A 21,868-nucleotide genomic window follows, 5' to 3' on the forward strand; every position below is an offset into this window, starting at 1 on the left:
CCCATGAACGATGTCGCGATCGAGCTCGCCGGCGTGCACAAGGAATTCCTGGCCCACGGCGAACGCGTGCAGGCCGTACGACCCACCGACCTGAGCGTGCGCCAGGGTGAGTTCTTCTCGCTGCTGGGACCCTCCGGCTGCGGCAAGACGACCACGATGCGGATGATCGCCGGGTTCGAGGAGCCCACCGGCGGCACCGTGTACCTCGACGGCCGCGACGTGACCGGGGTGTCGCCCAACAAGCGCGACGTCAACATGGTGTTCCAGTCGTACGCGCTGTTCCCGCATCTGAACACGTACCAGAATGTGGCCTTCGGGCTGGAGCGCAGGAAGGTCGCCCGGGACGAGATCCGCCGCCGGGTCGGCGAGATCATGGAGATCGTCTCGCTGGGCGGCATGGACAAGCGCTCGCCGCGCGAGATGTCCGGCGGCCAGCAGCAGCGGGTGGCGCTGGCCCGGGCGCTGGTCAACCGGCCGCGGGCGCTGCTGCTCGACGAGCCGCTCGGCGCGCTCGACCTCAAGCTGCGCCAGCAGATGCAGATCGAGCTGAAGCGCATCCAGCGCGAGGTCGGCATCACGTTCGTCTACGTCACCCACGACCAGGGCGAGGCGCTGACCATGTCGGACCGCATCGCGGTGATGGAGGCCGGGCGCATCGACCAGCTCGGCTCGCCGCGGGAGATCTACGAGCGGCCGGCCACCCGCTTCGTGGCCGGGTTCATCGGTACGTCCAACCTGCTCGACGGCCCGGTGGACGGCGTGGAGGACGGGGTGGCCGTGCTGCGCTACGGCGACGGCGACCGGGTGCTCGTCGCGGTGCCGGAGTCCGTCAAGCCGGGCGGCGCGCTCGAGGTGTCCGTACGCCCGGAGAAGATCGACCTCAGCCGCGACGAGCCCACCGGCACGACCGGCAGCGTGCTCTCCGGCGTGGTGACCGATGTCGTCTACCACGGCACCTCCACGAACTACACCGTGCGTACCGCCGCCGGCCCGGACCTCGTGGTCTTCGACCAGAACGCCTACTCGGCCGAGGACCTGGCCGGACCCGGCGACCGCGTGTTCCTCACCTGGAGCGCGCAGCACTCGTACCCGATCGGAGTCTCATGAGCCACCCCCGCATACCCGATCCCTCCCTCGTCCGCGGTCTGACCTCGCGCCGGCTGGACCGCCGCGACGCGCTGCGGATGTCCGGCCTCGCGGCGCTCGGCGCGGCCCTGAGCGCCTGCGGGGTCAAGGGCAAGGGCTCCCCCGCCGCCAGCGCCCCCGCGGCCGACGCGGTCGCGAAGTACTGGAACGGCAAGACCAGCAACGGCAAGCTGACGTTCGCCAACTGGCCGCTCTACATGGACCCGAAGCACCCCGAGCTGCAGAAGTTCACCGCGGCGACCGGCGTGCAGGTCAAGTACGAAGAGGTCATCCAGGAGATGGGCCCCTGGTTCGCCAAGGTGCAGCCGCAGCTGGCGGCCGGGCAGGACATCGGCTACGACCTCATGGTCATCACCAACGGCATCCAGTTCAAGCAGTTCGTCCAGTCCGGCTTCCTGGCCCCCCTGGACCACTCCAAGCTGCCGAACTACGCGAAGAACGCCGACCCCGCGTACGCCAAGGAGGCGTTCGACCCGGGCAACGCGTACACGATCCCGTGGACGTCGGGCATGACCGGGATCGCGTACGACCCGAAGAAGGTCAACCGGCCGATCACCAAGCTGGCGGACCTGTGGGACCCGGCGTTCAAGGGCAAGGTCGGCATGTTCTCCGACACTCAGGAGCTCGGCAACTTCGGCATGCTGGCGCTCGGCATCGACCCGGCGAAGTCGGCCCCGGCGGACTGGAAGAAGGCCGCCGCCAAGCTCAAGGAGCAGAAGCAGCAGGGCATCCTGCGCAACTACTACGACCAGAGCTACGTCGACGCGCTCGGCAAGGGCGAGGTGTGGATCACCCAGGCCTGGTCCGGCGACATCTTCCAGAAGAACGTCTCCGACGGTGCGAACTTCAAGTTCGTCATCCCGGAGGAGGGCGGCACGATCTGGACCGACAACTTCGCTATCCCGATCACGGCGAAGAACCCGTCGGACGCGATCAAGCTGATGGACTTCTTCTATCAGGTCGACGTGGCCGCGTCGCTCGCCGAGTACATCAACTACGTGTGCCCGGTGCCGGCCGCGAAGGAGCAGATCAAGAAGGATGCGGCGGCCGCCACCGGCGCGGACAAGGCGTCGATGGAGGCGGTGGCGAAGAGCCCGCTGGTGTTCCCCACCGCGGACGACTACGCCCGGCTGCACTACTACCGCGACTTCGCCACCGCCGCCGAGCAGCAGGAGTACCAGAGCATCTTCGAACCCATCGTGCTGGGCTGACGTGCTGCGCCGCCGGCTCGCGCCGTACCTGCTGGTCCTGCCCGGCGGGCTCTGGCTGCTGCTGTTCTTCGTCGTGCCGATGGTGACGATGCTGTCGCTGTCGCTGCAGGAGGGCGACGTCGTCACCGGGTACGTCTTCACCGGCCACTGGCAGACGTACGCGGACGCGATCGTCAACTACCGCACGCAGCTGGTCCGCTCGCTGGCGTACGGGGCGGTCACCACGCTGATCCTGATCGTGCTGGCGTTCCCGGTCGCGTACTGGATCGCCTTCTACGCCGGGCGCCGCAAGGCGACGTACCTGTTCCTGCTGCTCCTGCCGTTCTTCGTGTCGTTCGTGCTGCGCACCATCTCGTGGCGGCAGATCCTCACCGACGACGGCATGGTGCTCGGCCCGCTCAAGCACCTCGGCCTGCTGTCGTCCTCGGCGCACATCCTCGGGACGCCGGCGGCCGTGATCGGCGGCCTGGCCTACAACTTCCTGCCGTTCATGGTGCTGCCGATCTACGTGGCCCTCGAACGCATCGACCCGCGCGTCGTCGAGGCCGCCCGGGACCTGTACGCCGACCCGGCCACCGCCTTCCGCAAGGTGATCTTCCCGCTGGCGCTGCCCGGGGTGTTCGCCGGCGTGCTCATGACGTTCGTGCCGGCCAGCTCCGACTACGTCAACTCGGCGGTGCTCGGCAGCTCGTCCACCACGATGATCGGTCAGGTCATCCAGTCGCAGTACCTGACCAGCTCGAACTACCCGACCGCGTCCGCGCTGTCGTTCACGCTGATGGCCGTGCTGCTCATCGGGGTGTTCGCGTACGCGCGGGCGCTCGGCACCGAGGACGTGATGAAGGTGGCGGCGCGATGACCCAGGTCCTCGAACCCGAGACGCGCCAGACGCCGCCGGCGCAGCCCACCGCGACCCGCCGGAACCGGCTCACCGGCGGGCGGGTGCTGCACGCGTACACGTGGCTGGTCATCGCCTGGCTGACCCTGCCCGTGCTGATCATGATCCTGTTCGGTTTCAACGACACCCCGGGCCGCTACAACCAGACCTGGGAAGGCTTCACGCTGAAGTGGTACGGCCGCGTCTTCGAGCTGGACGAGCTGACCCGGGCGCTGGTGACCTCGCTGCTCGTCGCGCTGGCGACGATGCTGATCGCGGGCGCCCTCGGCACCGGCATCGGCTACGCGCTGGGCCGCTACCGCTTCCGCGGCTCGGGCGTGCTCAACCTCGTCATGTTCGCCGCCATCTCCTCCCCCGAGCTGGTGATGGGCGCCTCGCTGCTGACACTGTTCGTGTCCCTCGGCGTCGGCCTGGGCGCGGTGACGATCACGATCGCGCACGTCATGTTCTCGATCTCGTTCGTCGCGGTGCTGGTCCGCGCCCGGGTGCTGACCCTGGACCGCTCGATCGAGGAGGCCGCGGCCGACCTCGGCGCGAACCCGTGGACGACGTTCTGGCGGATCACGTTCCCGATGATCCTGCCCGCGGTCGGCTCCGGCATGATGCTGGCCTTCGCGCTGAGCATCGACGACTTCGTGGTCACCAACTTCACCGCCGGCACCACGACCACGTTCCCGCTGTGGATCTGGGGCTCCACCCGGGTCGGCCTGCCGCCGCAGGTCAACGTGATGGGCACGTTGATCTTCCTGGCCGGCGTGCTGATCGCGGTGGCGGCGAGCATCCGGTCCCGGCCGCGCCGGCGGGTCTAGGCCGTGGACGTGCTCGCGGACGCCGCGCCGGAGCCGTACTGGCTGCGGCAGGAGGGCGCGCCGGCGGCGGCCGACCCGCTCGCGGCCGCGGAGACCGCCGACCTGGCCGTCATCGGCGCCGGGTACAGCGGGCTGTGGACGGCGCTGCTGGCCAAGGAACGCGACCCCGGCCGGGACGTGGTCGTCGTCGAGGCGGGCACGGCCGGGTGGGCGGCTTCCGGGCGCAACGGCGGCTTCTGCGCGGCCAGCCTCACCCACGGCTTCGACAACGGGCTCAGCCGCTTCCCTTCGGAGATGGACACCCTGGAACGGCTGGGTCGGCGCAACCTCGACGAGATCGAGGAGACGGTGCGGCGGCACGGGATCGACTGCGGTTTTTCGCGTACGGGTGAACTGCACGTCGCCACCGCGGACTGGCAGCTGCGGGAGCTGAGGGCGTACCAGGAGGCGGCCGCTTCTCGGGGAGCCGACGTGCGGCTGCTCGACCGGGACGCCGTGCGGGCGGAGCTGGACTCCCCCACGTACCTGGGCGGCGTCTGGGACCGCGACGGCTGCGCCATGGTCGACCCGGCACGGCTGGTCTGGGGCCTGCGCCGGGCGTGCCTGGAGCTGGGCGTGCGGCTGTACGAGAACACCCGCGTGGACCGCATCGACGTGACCGGCGGCGGCCTGCGCCTGCACACGCTGCGCGGCCGCGTCGATGCCCGGCGGGTTGCGCTGGCCACCGGGGCGTACGGCACCCTCCTGCGCCGCCTGCGCCACTACGTGATCCCGGTCTACGACTACGCGCTGATGACCGAACCCCTCACGGACACGCAGCTCGCCGCGATCGGCTGGGCACACCGGCAGGGCGTCGGTGACTCCGGCAACCAGTTCCACTACTACCGGCTCAGCGCGGACAACCGCATCCTGTGGGGCGGCTACGACGCCGTCTACTACCGCGGCGGGCGCATCACCACCGACCACGACCAGCGCGAGCAGACGTTCCGGGTGCTGGCCCAGCACTTCCGGGACACCTTCCCCCAGCTGGAAGGGCTGCGCTTCACCCACAAATGGGGCGGCGTCATCGACGCGTGCAGCCGGTTCAGCGGTTTCTTCGGTACGGCGCACGGCGGGCGGCTGGCGTACGCGGCGGGCTACACGGGGCTGGGCGTGGGCGCGACCCGCTTCGGCGCCAACGTGATGCTGGACCTGCTCGACGGGCGGCGTACGGAACTGACAGCGTTACGGCTCGTCCGCAGCAAGCCGGTGCCGTTCCCGCCGGAGCCGGTCCGTACGGGCGTCATCCAGCTGACCCGCTGGTCGATCGCCCAGGCCGACCGGCACGACGGCCGTCGCAACCTGTGGCTGCGGACGCTGGACCGGGTCGGGCTGGGCTTCGACTCATGACGGATATCCATTCAGCGTCCGGCCGCGGGCCAATAAGCACTGTGCTCTGCCGCAGGTTGCCATATCGCAGAAGACGTACTGGCAGATCAATCGAAAGCTGGAATGAATGAGTAATCCGTGATATAGGTCGGCCATTGCCTTCCTGCGCATAATGGTCTCAGGACCCGAGCAAGGAGTGCAGATGGCGGTCGGCGAGCTCCAGATTCCGAAGGGACCTGACACGGAAGGCCATGACTATTCCGTCAGCGCCGACGTGGGTCAGGCGTTCGGCGGCGCGTCCGCAGTGGTCGCCTGCATGACGCTGTTCGTTCTGCTGACGTCAGTGTTGATTCAGCACCAGCACCTGAAGGAAGTACAACGGGACAAGCACGCGGAGTTCAACGAGGCGCTCGTCCTGATGGCCATCGAGAACCCTCGCTACCGGCAGTGCTGGGGTGCGCGCGTGGCCCCGGACGGGATCGAGGAAGACCTCTTCTACTACTGCAGCAACGTGCTCAAGAGCTGGGCTCGCGCGTGGGAGTTGAAGAAAATCGACGAGCGTCAGGCCAGGGAGTATCTGCGGAACTTCTTCGACAGTGAGGTGCCGCGGCTCTTCTTCGAACAGCACGGCGATTGGCACCGTCGGGGAAGCAACCGGACCCACGGCGAGCAATTTCAGGAGTTCGCCAACGAGGAATACCTTCGAGCCGTCAAGGCGGGACCGCCGCCCCGGAGGTACGAGCGCCACGCGGCCCGGGAATCAGCCCTGAATCCGCAGTTCACCAGACTTGAGGCTGTGGAGGAAATTCTGCCACTCCGCCCCGTCGATGGCGATAACCGTTCCCGGTGACCTGGAGTTCCGCAGCCCGATACCGGCGCCGAGAACCGCGACCTCCACGCAGTGGCTTTCCCCCACGCAGCGGCGGCTCCGATGCCACGCGCTGTCCGCCGCGGGGACCTGACGATCTGTAGGCACGACACTCCCTGGCAGCGGCAAAAAGGGCGCGCAAGGTTCAGGCAGAACGCCCTGCGCTGGTGGATCGTAGCAAAAGATCATCTTCAGGACATAACGCCGGTCGGATTTCGCGTTAGTGTCGCTTCAAAGCTGCTGAAGGGTCAGTAGATCAGGTGAACGACCCCCGAGGGCAAGAAGGGCCTCCATGACCCACCCCGCGACGTTCCTGCTCGACTCCGTGCGCCGCGCCGGGTTCCATGATGTCGTCTCCGTCGAGCCGGCGACGGGCGGGATGGCGGCGCTCGCGGGCACGGCGACCCGCCGGGACGGGCCGCCGGTATTCGTCAAGGCCTTCACCGATCCACCGGACGACGACGTCTTCGCCGTGGAGGCCGACGGGCTGAGGGCACTGCGGGAGCTGGGCGGTGTGGCGACACCCGACGTGGTCCGGGCGGATCGGGAGCTGCTCGTGTTGTCGGTGCTGCGGCCGCGGCCGGGCAGTGAGGCCTTCTGGGAGCAGTTTGCGCACGCGGTGGCCGGCCTGCATCTAGGCACGACCCACCCGCGCTTCGGGTGGCACAGCGACAACTGGCTGGGCCGCCGCAAGCAGATCAACACCTGGGGCGAGGACGGTCACGCGTTCTTCGCCGAGCACCGGCTGCTGCGCTGGCTCGGCGAGCCCCGCGTCGAGGCCGCACTGGACGCCCGCGACCGGGCAGCGCTGGAGCGGCTGTGTCACCGCCTTCCCGACGTGGTGCCGGAGCGGCCGGCCTGCCTGACCCACGGCGACCTCTGGGCCCAGAACGTCATGTCCACCCTGGACGGCCGCCCGGCGCTGATCGACCCGGCGGTGTCGTACATGTGGGCCGACGTGGACCTTGCCCACCTGTGGTCGACCGCGCCGCCGCCTGAGGCGCAGCGGTTCTTCGACGTGTACGCCGAGCTGACCGCGCTCGACGCCGGCTGGCAGGCCCGGATGCCGATCGTTCAGCTGCGCCAGCATTTCGCGGTGCTGGCGCAGTTCGACGACGACTGGGGCGCGGCCGACCAGATCCGTGCGACCCTCGCCCCGTTCCGGGCCCGGGGGTGATCGGCCGGCGTCAGGACGAGCCGACCCGGAGGACCTCGCTCAGGCGCAGGCGGCGGCGTACCACGGCCTCGCCGGCGACGACGGCGAGCAGGGTGCCGAGCAGGACGGCGGCCGTCACCGCGATCAGCCACCACGGTACGACCGTGGCCGGGTCGGTGAGCTGGCCGGTGAGCGTGCGCAGGGCCAGCGGGCCGAAGGTCAGCGCCACCAGCAGCATGCCGAGCAGGGGCCCGCAGATCGCGGCGGCGAGGATCGGCGGCAGCAGCTCCCCCGCCGCCACGCGATGGGTGTCCCGGGGCCGCAGCCCGAGGGTGCGCAGCCGGGCCAGCGTCTCCCAGCGGGCCGGGGCACTGGCGGCTCCGGCCAGCGCGAAGCCCAGCACCCCCAGGAGCAGCAGCACCCCGGCGGCGAACCGGTCGAGCCGCGCCAGCCCGGCGTTCAGGGCGGCGCCGCGGCGGTCGTCGGCGACGTCGGCCCGCGCGACGACGTGACCGCCGGAGGCGAAGGTACGGACGGCGGCGGCCGCGCCGGGACCGGTCGCCCAGACGGTGTCCGGCTGGTACGGCACTCCGGACGAGGCGTCGACCACGATCACGTCGGTGGCGGTGCCGATCGCGGGGGCGGTGCCGACCGCCGTCAGCGTGATGGGCTGGGTGTCCTCCTGCAGCCAGCTCATGGTCATGCCGGGGCGCAGGGTGCCGTCGCTGGAGAGCACCACCGCCCGCGGGCCACCGCCGGAGAGCCGGGCCAGGTCGGGGGCGTCGGGCAGCGGGGTGTCGGCCAGCAGGGACCGGAAGGCGGCCGCGTCGACGACCACCAGGCTGGGGTTGACGGCCACGTTGTCGGCGATGATCCGGACGCCGGGGATCAGCTGGGCGGCGACGGCGTGCCGGACGCCGGGGGCGGCGGCGATCGACGCGGCCAGCGAAGCCGTCGACCCGCGGGCGTCGGGCGCGACGTCCAGGCGGGCGTCGGCGCCGACCGTCTGCCACGCGCCGTCGGCCGTGCCGCGGGCGGTGGTCGACTCGAGCGTGACCGCGTACCCGGCCAGCGCGGTCGTGCAGGTCAGCACGAGCAGGGGCAGCGCGCGGGTGGACGTGGCGGCGGCGTGGGCGGCGCCGAAGACCGCCAGCCGGCTCCGGGACCGCAGCGCGCGGCGCAGGACGAGGCCGGTGCCGGCCGGCATGAGCCGCAGCAGCAGCAGCGCGCCGGCGATGGCGCCGAGGGTGGGCGCCGAGGCGGGCAGCAGGGTGTCGGCGACCCCACGCTGGCGCAGGGACACGACGGCACCGACGGCGGCGGTCAGGATCGCGACGTCGACGAGCGCCCGGCGGATGGTCGCCGTGCGCTGCTGCCAGCGGCGCGCCGATCGGTTGGCGGGCTGACGACGATCGCGGGTGGCCCGCGCCGCGGCCAGCGTGCCGAAGGCCGGACCGGCGACGATCGCACAGAGCGCGATCGGTGCGGCCCATCCGACGGCGGCGCCGCCGGAGACGAGAACCGCCAGGCCGATGCCGAGCAGGGCCGCGGGCACGGCCACGGCGCAGGACTCGATCAGGAGCTCGGCGGCGATGGACGGCAGCCCGGAGCCGCGCTGCCGGGCCGTGGTCAGCGCGGCGGAGCGCCGCCGGACGAGCAGCTCGGCGGCGAGCAGGAGCACCAGGCCGGCCCCGGCGACCACGGCGAGGAGCAGCACCGATGCCTGCGCGGAGGCGGCGTCGACCTGGTCGCGGACGTCGCGCAGCACGCTGTCGAGCCTCGTGTCCCATTTGAGGGAGACGTCGCGCACCCCGGAGGAGGCAGAGGTGGCTTTGAGGCTGGCCACGGTGGTGGCGAGCTGCTGCGCCGACTCCCACGTGAGCCGGTCGGGGTCGGCGCGGTACCAGACCGTACGCCGTAACTGGTCCTGCAGGAAGGCGAGCCGCGCGTCCGGGAGCGACTCGTCGGTGAGCAGCCCGCCGAAGCGGGTGCTGCCGGCGCCGTCGAGGTCGGCGGACGGCCGCAGCAGCCACGGCGCCGCCTGCCAGGCCGGGTCGGTCGGGTCGGCCGGGCGGAAGACGCCGCTGACGAGCAGGTTGTACGGCGTACGCAGATCGTCCTCGACCGGGACGTGATCGCCCGGCTCGAGCCCCAGGGCCGCGGCCTCGACCTCGGAGAGACCGATCTGCGCCTCCCACTTCGGGCCGTTGGGCGGGATCTCCAGGCTGCCCTCGACGGTGCCCCGCGGGGCGTGCCCGGCGACCCAGGTGACGGCCGGCCCGCCGGAGGCGTTGCTCACCCAGTCGACCTGGAAGCGGCGCAGCACGCTGCCGTCGGTGACGTTGAGCGTGACCGCGGTGACGGTGGTGACCGGTGGCAGCAGGATGGCGCGCAGGCCCGGGTCCAGGGCCTCGTCGGCGCGTGCGCGCAGATCGGCGACGTCGGCGGCCAGCGCAGGACTGCGGACCCGGCCGCCGTTCATCCCGTAGTCGTCCTCCCAGCGGGCCTCCGCCCGCACGGCGGCGTCCGGCCCGGCATCGCGGATGGCTTCGCGGGCCGCCTTGTCGGCGGTGGTACGCAGCAGCGGCGGAACTGCCGCGGTGAGTGCCGTGATGATCAGGACCGCGGCCGCGACCAGCAGGAGCGGACCGAGGTCGGCGCGGGCCCGGCCGCGGATGGAGGGCCAGTGCAGCCTCATGACGCGACTCGCAGGTGGGCGGCGTCGGCGCGGCGCGCCTGGACGGTGACGACGGCAGCGGCGGCCAGCCCGGCCCCGGCGATCAGCAGGACCAGCAGCAGGGCGACGCCGGCCCACGGCCAGTGGATGACGGCCGACGGGACCGGCGCGGCGCCGGTGTCGGAGCGGATGAGCAGCGGTGCGACGGCTCGGGTGGCGAGCGCGCCGACGAGAGCACCGGCGACGATGAGCGGGAGCAGGACGGCGGCGTGTTCGGTGAGCAGGGATCGCCGGACGTCGCGGCGGCGCACGCCGAGCCCGCGCAGACGGGCCACCTCGAGGGCCCGCAGCTGCACGTCCGAGGAGACGTGCAGGACGACGCCGCCGAGCAGCAGGGCGACCGCGGCCGCGACGAGCACCTTGAGCACGGCCGGCAGCGAGGCCCGCAGCGGGCTGCCGATGAGGCGTTCGGCCTCGCCCGCCCGCGTCGTGATCGTGCCGAGGTGCAGGCCGGCCGGGCTTCCCGACGGGTCGCCGACCCACCAGGCGGTGACCGGGGATTCGAGCTCGCCGTGGGTCACGAGCGCCCGGGAGAGGGCGTCCACATCGGTGAGAGCGGCCGGCGCCCCGGGAGCGGACGGGATCGTGGGGACGATCGCGGTGACCACGGCCGGGACCGGCGCGTTCCCGTACGTCAGGCTGAGCTCCGTTCCCACGCGGGCACCGACGTCGTCCGCGAACCGGGTGGAGACCGCCAGGGGCAGCGGGCCGGGATCGTCGAAGGTGGTGGCGACAAGGGTGCGGCTGATCGGGGCGGGGTCGGCGAACTGCACGGTCGCCGTGAGGCGCAGCCGGCGGCCGGTGGCGGCGACGGCCGGGGTCCTCAGCTGCTGGGACGAGGGGGACGCCGCCCGAGCCTGCCACGAGCCGGCGGAGGAGGCCGGCAGTTTCACGGTGATGTCGACGGCGCTGGTGGGGTCGCCCTCCCAGCCGGAGTCGATCGGCAGGGAGACGCCGACCAGCTTCAACCCGTCGGCCGGGACACAGCCCTTGATCGCGTGCGGCCGGCCGTCGAGCACCATCTGCGGTCCCGTGCACGAGGTCCGCAGCCCGCTGTCGTCCTGCAGCAGCAGCCGCGGGATAACAGTGACGGGCGTGTCCCGGGATGCGGTGCCGGTGATGGAGACCCGGGCGCCGCGCGACAGGGCCGGCCCGGTGACCGGCGCCGAGGGCGCGAACCCGGCGACCACCGACGACGCGCCCCGGCCGCGCAGCGGCGCCGCGGCGGAGACTGCGACGAGCCGCGGCGCCTCGCCCCTGCCGCCGAGCCACTGCCCGACCGCGATGTTCCGGTCGGCGACCGGGCTGACAACCCCGCCGGTGGCGGCGCGGATGGCGGCACCCTGACCGGCCGCGGCCGGTCCGTCGAGGGTGATGACGAGGTCGGTGCCGACGGACAGGTCCGCCTGGTCGTGCTGGGAGGCGGTCCAGGTGGTGCCGAACGCGGTGCCGAACGTCGCGGCCGCGCAGCCCAGCCCGATCAGCAGCCCGGCCGCGTACGCCTGGGGCCGGCGGGCGGCCTGGAAGGTGGCGAGCGGCAGCACGAACCCGCGGGCGCGGCGGGCGTACGTCTCCGCCCGCCGCAGCGACGGCGGCAGGGCCCGCAGCACCAGCGCGGTCCCGGCGGTGAGGACGAGGGCGGGGGCGAGGACACGGACGGCGTCGGCCCGCGTCCCGGCCGCGGCAGGCTGGGAATACAGCTGCCACCATCCGACGCCCGCGAGCGCGAGCAGCAGCAGGTCGGCGCCGGACCGGGCGAGCATCTCGCCACGGCCCCGGAACGTCACCGCCGGCCGTACGGCGAGCCCGATGTGCAGCAGGGCGAGGGCCAGTGCGCCGCAGGCCACCGCGACGACCTGGATGCCGGTGACGACCGGGCCGGTCGCGAGTCCGGCGCCGGACAGGGGCGGCAGGTGCGTGAGCGCAGAGTGCAGGAACGACGAGGCCGGTACGGCGAGCACGGCGGCCAGCACCGCCAGCGCGGCGGCCTCGGTGGCGGCCAGGGCGGCGGCCTGACCGGGGCTGGTGCCCAGGGCCGTGAACAGCGCGCTCTCCTCGGCCCGTACCCCGGCGGCGAGCCGTCCGGCGAGGGCGAGGGCGACGGCCGTGAGCAGGATGCCGATGAGCGCCAGCGCGAGCACCGAGCCCGCGGTGAGCTCCTGCTGCCGGCGGGCGTCCTCCAGCACCTGCGGCAGCGGCGACGAGACCCGCTCGATGCGGACCCGCTCGCCGAGCGTGCCACCGAGCCGCCGGTCGGCGTCGCGCAGGGCGGAGCTGACCCGGTCGAGGTCGCGCCCGCGCGGGGCGGACAGGTCGGGCCGGGCGGTGACCTCGAGGCGTTCGATGGCCGAGCCGCCGGTGAGCAGCTCGTCCAGGTCGACGAGGAACGGGCCGTAGGCGTCGACGTCGTCGGCGAAGGCGGCGTCGCCCGGATCGGGGTCGAACCCGCTGCCGCCGAGCGGGTCGCGGTCCCAGCCGGCGTCGGGCAGCGGGCGTACCAGGCCGGCCACGGTCAGCGTCATCGGCGGCGCCGGGTCGCGGCCCAGCTCGGGACCGAGGCGGACCTTGGATCCGACGGTGATGCCGAGCCGGTCGGCCGTACTGTCGAAGACCGCGGTCTCCCCCGCCTTCGCCGGCCAGCGCCCGGTCAGCAGCCGGGCCTTGGACTCCAGCCCTTCGACGCCCGACAGGTAGCCCTCGCTGAGCACGCTGCGGCGCTCATCGGAGTGCTCGGGCAGGCTCCGCATGATCGACGACGCCCGGGCCGAGGTGGTGGCGGGGAACGGCTCGACCGCGGACGTGAGAACCGACCGGGTGTCGGCGGCCACCGACACCGCGTCGGCCGCCTTGATCTGCACGTCGTACGCGGTGACCTCGACGTCGGCCGGGTCGGCCCGGGAGGCGGCCACCTCGACGGCGCGCTCCGACGTGTGGGTGACCAGCAGCGCCGACACGCCCAGCAGGGTGGCGCCGACGGTCAGCACGGTGAGCAGGGCCAGCAGGAGCGGCCATTGCGCCCGGGCACGCCGCGTGAGCAGCGCCGTCACGGCGTCAGTCGTCCGTCCTCGATGTGGATGACCCGGTCGGCGAGCGCCATCATGACCGGGTCGTGGGTGGCCACGAGCGCGGTGACACCCTCCGACTCGACCACCCCGCGCAGCAGCGCCATCACCGCCAGCCCGGTCTCGGCGTCGAGCTGCCCGGTCGGTTCGTCGGCGATGAGCAGCCGGGGCGATGCGGCGAGGGCACGGGCGATCGCGACCCGCTGCTGCTGGCCGCCGGAGAGCTCGCCGGGCACCTGCCGGGCGTGGTCGGTGAGGCCCACGAGGTCGAGCAGGAGGGCGACGCGGCGTTCCCGCTCCCCGGTCTCGGTGCGGGCCAGGCGCAGCGGCACCCCGACGTTCTCGGCGGCGGACAGCACCGGGATGAGCCCGAAGGTCTGGAAGATGTAGGAGACCTTGTCGCGCCGCAGCTGCGAGAGGCCGTCCTCGTCCAGGGCGGTGACGTCGACGCCGTCGACCAGCACCGTGCCGCCGTCCGGCCGGTCGAGGCCCCCGATGACGTTGAGCAGGGTGGTCTTGCCCGATCCGGAGCGGCCCACGAGCGCGACCATCGTGCCGGATCCGACGTCGAACGAGATGTCGCGCAGGGCGTGGACGGAGCCGAACGTACGGTCCACCCCCCGCACCTCGAGCAGCGTCATGCGTCGGGCCTGATCGTGACGTGGTCGGGCTCCAGCGCCAGCCGTACCCGCCGGGTCAGGGCCAGGGCCTCGCGGTAGTCGCGCGGGATCTGCACCCGGCCGGCCCGGTCCATCACCGCGTACTCCTCGGCGATCACGTGCTCGTCACCGTTGTCGGCGGTGGCGGTGCGGCGCAGGACCTCGCTGCTGGTGCGCCCGTCGCGGATGGCCACCGTACGCTCGACCTGGCCGCTCACGCCGGGGTCGTGGGTGACGACCACGATGGTCACGCCCAGCCGCCGGTTGACGTCCCGCAGGGCGCCGAAGACCTCGGCCGAGGTGGCCGTGTCCAGCTCACCGGTCGGCTCGTCGGCGAACAGCACCTGCGGCTCGTTGGCCAGCGCGACCGCGATGGCGACCCGCTGCTGCTGACCGCCGGAGAGCTGGGCGGGTCTCCGGTCGGCGCACGCCCCGACGCCGAGCGCGTCGAGCAGCTCGCGGGAGCGCTCCCGGCGGCGGCGTGCGGGCACCCGGGCGGCCACCATCGGCAGGTCCACCATCTCCCGCGCGGTCAGGTACGGCACCAGGTTGGCCGAGGTCTGCTGCCGGACGAATCCGACGGCGTGGCGCCTGTACCGCACCCGGTCGGCCCGCGACATGGCGAGCAGGTCCCACTTGTCGACGCGGGCCCGGCCGGCTGTCGGCGCGTCGATGCCGGAGAGGATGGACAGCAACGTCGACTTCCCGGAGCCGGACGCACCCACCACGGCGACCATCTCGCCGCTCTCCACGATCAGGTCGAGCCCCTGCAGCGCCTGCACCTCGATCGACCCGGTCTGGTAGATGCGGACCAGGCTCTCGCAGACGATCAGCGCACCCGCGCCGAACTCCGGGCCCTTGGGCGGCGGCACCGGAAGGGACAACGGTGTCGCGGTCATAGCCCTCCTCCGGCCCGTGTGGCGCCTCACACTACAACGCCAACGGATCTTCGGGGACCGGTCTGCCCGGGGACCCGGCACATGTGCCCGCGGGGTCGTGCGCCCGGGCTACGGGCGGGTCAGCGCCGGGGCGGCCCGCTTGAGGGTGGCGGTCGCCGGGGCCGGGACCGTGATCCGCAGCTGCGGGGCGGGCCGGTGGGTGACGCCGGCGCGCAGCAGCGGGCGGAGGTCGGCGGCCACGAGATGCGCGATCGCCGCCGGGGTGGTGCCGGAGGCGGCGGCGTTGAGGTTCTCGAAGACGACGCGGGCGAGGAAGGCGGCGTCCGGCTCGTCGAGGAACAGCCGGGCGGCGACGCGGCCGATGAAGGCGCGGCAGCCCAGCATCTCGATCGGGCGGACGGCGGCGGACGGCGGGGCGGGGTGCAGCTCGGCCGGCACGTGCGCGGTGAGCCGCCGGAACGCCGGCGCGGGCAGCATGTCCTGCAGGACGCCGAGGACGCCCTGGACCGCGCGGCGGGTCTGGTTGGTGCCGTGCAGGCGGCCGCGTTCCTGGATCCGCGCCATCAGGTCCTGACCGTCCATTGTGCGCGTCCTCTCCGCCCGGGCTCGGTAGGGCGAGCCCTTATACCCCCAAGATCAGGCGTCGAAACCGGATCGGCCCGGCTTCGCGGATTTGCGTGTCCGCGGAGCCGGGCCTGAGCCGTTCTTGAGGTGGGGGCGGCAGGATGGTCGCTGTCAGAAGGTGCTGACGGCCGACGTGTCGCCGCTCCCGGCGCGGTAGGCGACGACCTGGTAGCCGCCCGCCCGGCCGGCCGGGTCGGTCCACTGCTCGGTGGCCGTGCCGGCGACCAGGCCGAGCCGGTCGAGCAGGTGGGTCTCGCCGGGGACCGCGCCCTCGACCAGCAGCATCGCCTGGACCGAGACGGTGCCGGCCGGCGCGGCGGCGCCGTACGAGCTGGTCATCCAGCCGGTCGCGGAGTCGACGGTGGCGGCGTTCGACGACGCGAGGCGGGTCACCTTGCCGGCGGCGTCGGTGAAGGCCAGGCCGGCGCGGACCCGGCGGCCGGTGGTGCCGGCCTGGAAGGAACCGGCCGAGGTGTACGTGGCCCCGGCGGTGACCGGCACCTTGCGGCTGTATGCGCTCAGCTGCCCGCTGCCGGTGGCGGTCACCTGAAGCGACGCCGCACCCACAGCACCGGCGGCCTCGGTGCGCGACACCTTCGTGGCCGTGCCCGCGGTCCAGCCGGCCGTGCCCGCCGGAACGGACTCGAGGCTCGCCGCGTCGGCGTCGAGCAGGTTGCCGGGCACCTCGGCGCTGCCCACGGGCAGGTCGGCGGCGAGGAGGCCGTCGCGGTACACCCGGTAGCCGGCGATCGGGTTGCCGGTGGCGTACGACTCGTTCCAGGTCAGCCCGGTCGGCGTGGCGGCCAGGCCGGTGGGCGCCTCGGGGGCCAGGGCGGCGGTACGGACGGGCGCGGCGATGACGCCCGTGGTGGTGTTGCCGCTCAGCACGGTTCCGGCCGGCGCGGTCGTGGTCTTGCGGGCGCCGAGCTGGACGCCGTACCAGGTGGTGGGGCGTTCCTGGTCGTCGATGACCGCGTTGCCGGTGATCACGTCGCCGGTGCCGGTGGACACGCCGATGCCCGCGGTGTCGAACCAGCCCACGCCGGAGTTGTACGCCGTGGAGCCGCCGAACCCGGCGTTGCGGATCTCGTTGCCGGTGATCGTGTCCGCGGTGTCCTTCACGGCCGGGTTGCCGTACACGAGGATGCCGCTCTGCCGGGGGCGTTCGATGACGTTGCCGCGCACCACGTTGCCGCCGCCGGGCCGGACCACGTGGTCGGCCGGGTCGGTGCTCGTGTCGTCCCAGCCGCCGGTCGTGCCGCCGGTGCCGTCCGCGTCCAGGTAGTCCTCGTAGCCGACCGCCACGCCGACCGTCGCCGAGTCGAGGATGCGGTTGCCGGCCACCAGGGTGTCGCGGGGCTGGGTGATGTCCTTGTTCGGGGCGACGTGCGAGTACCGCGCGTTGGACTGCAGCACGATGTGCGAGCCCTCCAGCACGTTGCCGGTCACCGTCGCGCCGGCCACGCCCTCGAAGTAGAGGTTGCCGTACTCGGTCACGCCGCGCGCAGCCGCGACCGCGGGGGTGGTGTGCACGATGTTGTCGCGCACGGTCGTCCGGGCGGCGTTGGTGAAGTCGAAGAAGTTGCCGCGGGCGGTCGCGTCGTACTGGTTGCGCTCGATGACCGTGCCGTCGTTGCGGCCGCCGCCGCCGATGTTGTCCTCGCCGTCGGACTCGGCGCCGCCCCAGTTGTCGAAGCGGTTGTCGACGACGCGGACGCCGGTCGTGCCGGAGATCCACAGCTTGAAGTACTCGAAGTTGGTGAACCGGACCTGGCGGATCGTCCACCGGTCGCCGGCCGCGATGCCGCCGCCGGTGCTGCCGTTCGTCCCCAGCGCGGTACGGAAGTCGCAGGTCTCCCCCGGCCGCGCGGGCAGGGCGGCGGGCTCGGGGGCGCCGGCGCCGGTGCGGCAGTTGCCGTTGACGGTGAGGTCGGCGACGAGGTTGGTGCTGCCGGGCTCCTGAAGGTCGGCCGGGCGCACCAGGAAGCTGTAGCTGAAGTTCTTCCAGTTCACCGTCGGGTCCAGCAGGAGGCTGGTGGCGGCGATCCCGGCACCGCGAAGGTCGACATCCGGGGGCAGTTTCACACCCTTGGTGAGCCGGTACGCCCCGGCGCCGAGCAGCACGGTCGCGGTGACGGGCGGGGTGACGACCGTACCGTCGCCTGCGAGCACCGCGGGGCGGGTCCGGGCCGCGGCGGCGGTGATCGCCTGGTTGAGGGCGGCGTAGTCGTCGGCGGTGCCGCCGCGCGGGGCGGGGGCGGCCACGCACGTCGGGTCGGAGGCGCAGGCGGCCGCGGTCAGGGGTGCCGGGCTGACGGTCGCTTCCAGGGAGTACGCCGGAGCCGGCTCGGAGACGGCCGCGGTGGCGGGCTCGGCGACGGCCACGAGGGCGGCGGGCAGCACGAGGGCGATCGCCGTGGCGGTCAGGGAAGGACGCATCGGGTCTCCGGGCGGTAGCGGGTGGGGTGCGAATCGGGTGTAACCGTACGGAGCCCGCCCCGCGCCGACCTCGGCCGAAGGGACGAGTCCGGACTTGTCCGATCAGCGAATGACGCTCAATACCGTCCGTTATGTGACCGAGTTCACGGCCGTACCAGGTCCGCGAAGGGTTCGCCGTCGCGCAGGCGCGAGATCAGCTCGAGCACGCCCGCAGCCCCGCCGTGCTGCCCCACCCAGCGGCTCACCACGCACGCCGCCTGCAGATACGCACGGTCATCGCCACCGCCCGCCGCGCTCCACCAGTCGGCGGTCACGACCGGCAGCGCCTGCTCGTACGGCAGCCTGCACCGGTCCGGTCCGGGCCCGAGGTAGCGGCCGTCGTCGGACACGAGCACGGCCAGACCTTCGTCGAACCACTGCGGCACCGCCGACCTCGCCCCGCCGAGCCGTTCGTGGAACTCGTTGTGCGACAGCTCGTGCGTCGCGATGGTCTCGTTGGCGCCCGCGGGCGACAGCATGAGCGACCAGTCGCGCAGCGCACGGCCCTTCTCGCCGCCCCCGCCGATCCGCCGGTAGCACTCGTCGGTCGTGCAGATGAGCACGCGCGGGTCGCTGCGCCGCTCGCCGTAGAACGCGGCGATGCGCCGGTCGGCCGCCGCCACCACGTCGCGCAGGCGCGGGTCGGCGGTGTCCGCGTACACGTGGCCGCCGAGGTCGTCGAGCCCGTAGCAGCCGGGGCAGGCGGTGGCGGCCAGCCCGGGAACGGCATACGACACCGCGCCGGCACCGGCGCCGAGCAGCGCCACCACGACCGCGGCCACGATCCATCGACGGCGTCCCATGACGCAGGAGCCTACCGAGCCGTCAGCGGCGTTCCCAGGCGTCGCGGACGGCGGTGGCACGCAACGCCGCGTTGATCCCGAGCCAGCGCAACGGTTCCGGCTCCCAGGGGCGGGAGCGGTGGCCCACCCACGGCAGCGTGGTGCGCACGGTCAGGTCGCCCGTGATGAGGTCGGCGAGCGTACGACCGCCCAGGTTGGACGCCGCCACGCCGTCGCCGACGTACCCGCCGGACCAGGCCACGCCCTCGTGCAGGCCGGCCGAGGGCATCCAGTCGCGCGGGATGCCGAGCGGGCCGCCCCAGGCGTGCTCGATCGGCGCGTCGATGCCGAACATCTCGGTGATCGTGCGCCGCAGCGCGGCGAAGACCGCCGGGTCCCGGTCGTAGCCGGCTCTCACCCGGGAACCGAAGTGGTACGGCGCCCCGCGGCCGCCGAAGGCGAGGCGATCGTCGGCGGTGCGCTGGCCGTACACGATGAGGTGCCGCTCGTCGGTGAAGGTCTCGCGCCGCGCCAGGCCGATCCGCTCCCAGGTCGCGGCGTCGAGCGGCGCGGTGGCGACCATGAGCGAGTAGACCGGCGCGAGCGTGCGCCGGTGCCCGGGCAGCGCGGCGGTGTAGCCCTCCAGCGCGCGGACCACCGTCGGCGCGCGGACGGTGCCGTGCTCGGTGCCGACGCGGCCGCGCTCGATGCGCCGCACGCGGGTGGCCTCGTGGATGGTGACGCCGCGTCGTTCGACGGCCCGGGCCAGGCCGCGGACCAGCTTCGCCGGGTGCAGGGCCGCGCAGTGCGGGCTGTACGTGCCGCCGAGCACGTGCGTGGCACCGCAGATGGCGGCCGCCTTGTCGGCGTCGATGAAGTCCGGGGAGGCCTCGGCGCGGCGCAGCTGGGCGGGCGTACGGGCGAGCGAGACCGTGCCGCCCTTGGCGTAGTCGCAGTCGATGCCCTCGGCCGCGGCGACCCGGCCGACCTCGTCCACGGCATCCGCCAGCGCCTGCGTCATCGCATCTGCCCGGTCCGCGCCGTAGCGGCGGGCGAGCCGCTCGTACGGCACCGGGAACAGCCCGGAGCACCAGCCGCCGTTGCGCCCGGAGGCGCCGTACCCGCAGTATTCGGCCTCGAGCACGACGATGCGCAGGTGGGGCGCGGCGACCGCGAGGTAGTACGCGGTCCACAGTCCGGTGCAGCCGCCGCCCACGATCGCCACGTCGGCGGTCGTGTCGCCGGGCAGCGGGTCCCGGCGGGTCACCGGGCCCAGCGAGGCGAGCCAGAACGACGGGCTCAGATCCGTGTCCATGCCTCGCTCAGCACCGCACGCAGGATCTGCTCGATCTCGGCGAAGTGCGCCTCCTCGCAGATCAGCGGCGGGGCGAGCTGCACGACCGGGTCGCCGCGGTCGTCGGCGCGGCAGTAGAGGCCGGCGTCGAACAGCGCCTGCGACAGGAAGCCGCGCAGCAGCCGGTCGGACTCGGCGTCGTCGAACGTGGCCTTGGTCGCCTTGTCCTTGACCAGCTCGATGCCGAAGAAGTAGCCGTCGCCGCGGACGTCGCCGACGATCGGCAGGTCGAGCAGCCGGTCCAGGTACGACCGGAAGAGCCCGGTCTGCGCGCGGACGTGGCCGTTGAGGTCCTCGCGCTCGAAGATGTCCAGGTTGGTCAGCGCGACCGCGGAGGCGACCGGGTGCCCGCCGAAGGTGATGCCGTGCGCGAACGACGCGCTGCCGGTCAGGAACGGCTCGACCAGCCGCTCCGAGGCGATCATCGCGCCCAGCGGGACGTACCCGGAGGTGAGGCCCTTGGCGCAGGTGATGATGTCGGGGGTGTAGCCGTACCGCTGAGAGCCGAAGTACTCGCCGAGCCGGCCGAACGCGCAGATCACCTCGTCGGAGACGAGCAGCACGTCGTAGCGGTCGCAGATCTCGCGGACCCGCTGGAAGTAGCCGGGCGGCGGCGGGAAGCAGCCGCCGGCGTTCTGCACCGGCTCGAGGTAGACGCAGGCGACGGTGTCGGGGCCCTCGAACTCGATGGCCTCGGCGATGCGGTCGGCGGCCCAGATGCCGAACTGCTCCTCGCTCATCGACTCGTCGGGGCGCCGGTAGTAGTTGGTGTTCGGCACCCGCATCGTGCTCGGCACGAGCGGCTCGTACTGCTGCTTGAGCAGGGGCAGGCCGGTGATGCTCAGCGCGCCCATCGTGGTGCCGTGGTAGGCGACCGCGCGGGAGATCGCCTTGGTCTTCATCGGCTTGCCGGTGAGCTTGAAGTAGTTGCGGGCCAGCTTCCAGGCGCTCTCCACCGCCTCGGAGCCGCCGGTGGTGAAGAAGACCCGGTTGAGGTCGCCCGGTGCCAGGCCGGCGAGGCGTTCCGCCAGCTCGATGGCGGTGGGGTGGGCGTACGACCAGACCGGGAAGTAGGCGAGCTCGGCGGCCTGCTTGGCGGCGGCTTCGGCGAGCTCGGTGCGGCCGTGCCCGGTCTGCACCACGAACAGGCCGGAGAGCCCGTCGAGGTAGCGCTTGCCGTGCTGGTCGTAGATGTACGGACCGGAGCCGCGCACGATGACCGGCACCTCCCCGGCCTGCTCGCCGGTGTACGCGGAGAGCCGGGTGAAGTGCATCCAGAGGTGGTCACGGGCTGCGGCTGACAGGTCCTGGCTCATCTCGTTCCCCACGCGTAGGTCTGTTTCGCGAGCTTCAGATACATGAACGTCTCCGTGGCGGAGACGCCGTCGATCGCCCGGATCCTGTCGTTGAGCAGCTCGAGGAGGTGCTCGTCGTCGGTGCAGACCAGCTCGACGAGCATGTCGTAGCCGCCGGCGCAGATCACCACGTAGTCCACCTCCGGGATCGCGGCGATCTCGTCGGCGATGCGGCGCATGTCGCCGAGCACCTTCACGCCGACCATGGCCTGGCGGGCGAAGCCGAGCGTGAGCGGGTCGGTGACCGCGACGATCTGCATGAGACCGTGGTCGAGCAGGCGCTGCACGCGCTGGCGTACGGCGGCCTCCGAGAGCCCGATGGTCTTGGCGAGCGTCGCGTACGACATCCGGCCGTCGCGCTGCAGGTGCTCGATGATCTGCTTGTTGATGCTGTCCAGAGCCTGGTCCGTCACGCCGCGATTGTTCCCCGGCGCCCCGGCTTCGGCAATGGAATCGGTCGTC

The 21,868-nt window shown here is 72.7% G+C and carries 18 protein-coding genes; 7 read left to right on the forward strand and 11 right to left on the reverse strand.

What is annotated here, in order from left to right:
- Window positions 1–3: 3 nt before the first annotated feature.
- The 6 genes from IT780_RS14200 (at window position 4) to IT780_RS14225 (ending at window position 6,282) form a co-directional block, all read left to right on the forward strand.
- Complete coding sequence (locus tag IT780_RS14200; protein ID WP_199512007.1) at window positions 4–1,107, forward strand: ABC transporter ATP-binding protein; 1,104 nt, start codon at window positions 4–6, stop codon at window positions 1,105–1,107.
- Window positions 1,104–2,357: a polyamine ABC transporter substrate-binding protein gene (locus tag IT780_RS14205; RefSeq protein WP_199512008.1), complete on the forward strand. Its 1,254-nt coding sequence runs from the start codon at window positions 1,104–1,106 to the stop codon at window positions 2,355–2,357. The genes IT780_RS14200 and IT780_RS14205 overlap by 4 nt, the downstream gene beginning before the upstream one ends.
- A gap of 1 nt (window position 2,358) precedes the next feature.
- A complete protein-coding gene (locus tag IT780_RS14210) occupies window positions 2,359–3,216 on the forward strand; it encodes an ABC transporter permease (RefSeq protein WP_307831182.1) in 858 nt (285 codons plus the stop codon).
- Window positions 3,213–4,064: an ABC transporter permease gene (locus IT780_RS14215; RefSeq protein ID WP_199512009.1), complete on the forward strand. Its 852-nt coding sequence runs from the start codon at window positions 3,213–3,215 to the stop codon at window positions 4,062–4,064. Before IT780_RS14210 ends, IT780_RS14215 begins: the two co-directional genes overlap by 4 nt.
- Window positions 4,065–4,067: 3 nt before the next feature.
- Complete coding sequence (locus IT780_RS14220) at window positions 4,068–5,453, forward strand: NAD(P)/FAD-dependent oxidoreductase (protein ID WP_199512010.1); 1,386 nt, start codon at window positions 4,068–4,070, stop codon at window positions 5,451–5,453.
- Between the two features lie 181 nt (window positions 5,454–5,634).
- Window positions 5,635–6,282 (forward strand): DUF6082 family protein, encoded by a 648-nt coding sequence (locus tag IT780_RS14225; RefSeq protein WP_199512011.1) that lies wholly within the window; start codon window positions 5,635–5,637, stop codon window positions 6,280–6,282.
- Here the strand turns inward: IT780_RS14225 and IT780_RS43450 are convergent.
- Window positions 6,193–6,489, reverse strand: coding sequence for a DUF397 domain-containing protein (locus IT780_RS43450; protein WP_199512012.1), 297 nt, complete (start codon window positions 6,487–6,489; stop codon window positions 6,193–6,195). The two genes, IT780_RS14225 and IT780_RS43450, sit on opposite strands and share 90 nt — an antisense overlap.
- Before the next feature lie 103 nt (window positions 6,490–6,592).
- Between IT780_RS43450 and IT780_RS14235 the strand changes: the two genes are divergently transcribed.
- A complete protein-coding gene (locus tag IT780_RS14235) occupies window positions 6,593–7,477 on the forward strand; it encodes a fructosamine kinase family protein (RefSeq protein WP_199512013.1) in 885 nt (294 codons plus the stop codon).
- Between the two features lie 10 nt (window positions 7,478–7,487).
- On the opposite strand, the gene IT780_RS14240 is transcribed toward IT780_RS14235, so the two are convergent.
- From IT780_RS14240 to IT780_RS14285, 10 genes are all read right to left on the reverse strand, one after another.
- The gene (locus IT780_RS14240; RefSeq protein ID WP_199512014.1) at window positions 7,488–10,154 is read right to left on the reverse strand and encodes an FtsX-like permease family protein; all 2,667 of its coding nucleotides are present in this window, start codon (window positions 10,152–10,154) and stop codon (window positions 7,488–7,490) included.
- Window positions 10,151–13,240, reverse strand: coding sequence for an FtsX-like permease family protein (locus tag IT780_RS14245; RefSeq protein ID WP_199512015.1), 3,090 nt, complete (start codon window positions 13,238–13,240; stop codon window positions 10,151–10,153). The genes IT780_RS14240 and IT780_RS14245 overlap by 4 nt, the downstream gene beginning before the upstream one ends.
- Window positions 13,237–13,896 carry an ABC transporter ATP-binding protein gene (locus tag IT780_RS14250; protein ID WP_199512016.1) on the reverse strand — a complete coding sequence of 220 codons (660 nt, stop codon included), beginning with the start codon at window positions 13,894–13,896 and terminating at the stop codon, window positions 13,237–13,239. Before IT780_RS14250 ends, IT780_RS14245 begins: the two co-directional genes overlap by 4 nt.
- A complete protein-coding gene (locus tag IT780_RS14255; RefSeq protein WP_199512017.1) occupies window positions 13,893–14,813 on the reverse strand; it encodes an ABC transporter ATP-binding protein in 921 nt (306 codons plus the stop codon). Before IT780_RS14255 ends, IT780_RS14250 begins: the two co-directional genes overlap by 4 nt.
- A 108-nt stretch (window positions 14,814–14,921) precedes the next feature.
- A complete protein-coding gene (locus IT780_RS14260; protein ID WP_199512018.1) occupies window positions 14,922–15,395 on the reverse strand; it encodes a DUF2267 domain-containing protein in 474 nt (157 codons plus the stop codon).
- 153 nt (window positions 15,396–15,548) lie between these two features.
- Window positions 15,549–17,876 (reverse strand): right-handed parallel beta-helix repeat-containing protein, encoded by a 2,328-nt coding sequence (locus tag IT780_RS14265; protein ID WP_199512019.1) that lies wholly within the window; start codon window positions 17,874–17,876, stop codon window positions 15,549–15,551.
- A gap of 143 nt (window positions 17,877–18,019) precedes the next feature.
- Complete coding sequence (locus IT780_RS14270) at window positions 18,020–18,718, reverse strand: hypothetical protein (protein WP_199512020.1); 699 nt, start codon at window positions 18,716–18,718, stop codon at window positions 18,020–18,022.
- A gap of 22 nt (window positions 18,719–18,740) precedes the next feature.
- Window positions 18,741–20,012, reverse strand: coding sequence for an NAD(P)/FAD-dependent oxidoreductase (locus IT780_RS14275; RefSeq protein WP_199512021.1), 1,272 nt, complete (start codon window positions 20,010–20,012; stop codon window positions 18,741–18,743).
- Entirely contained in the window at window positions 19,997–21,367 is a 1,371-nt protein-coding gene (locus IT780_RS14280) for an aspartate aminotransferase family protein (protein ID WP_199512022.1), read from the reverse strand. The genes IT780_RS14275 and IT780_RS14280 overlap by 16 nt, the downstream gene beginning before the upstream one ends.
- A complete protein-coding gene (locus IT780_RS14285) occupies window positions 21,364–21,819 on the reverse strand; it encodes an Lrp/AsnC family transcriptional regulator (RefSeq protein WP_199512023.1) in 456 nt (151 codons plus the stop codon). The genes IT780_RS14280 and IT780_RS14285 overlap by 4 nt, the downstream gene beginning before the upstream one ends.
- Window positions 21,820–21,868 lie beyond the last annotated feature (49 nt).

This window comes from Nucisporomicrobium flavum (assembly GCF_016464385.1).
Lineage (GTDB): Bacteria > Actinomycetota > Actinomycetes > Mycobacteriales > Micromonosporaceae > Actinoplanes > Actinoplanes flavus_A.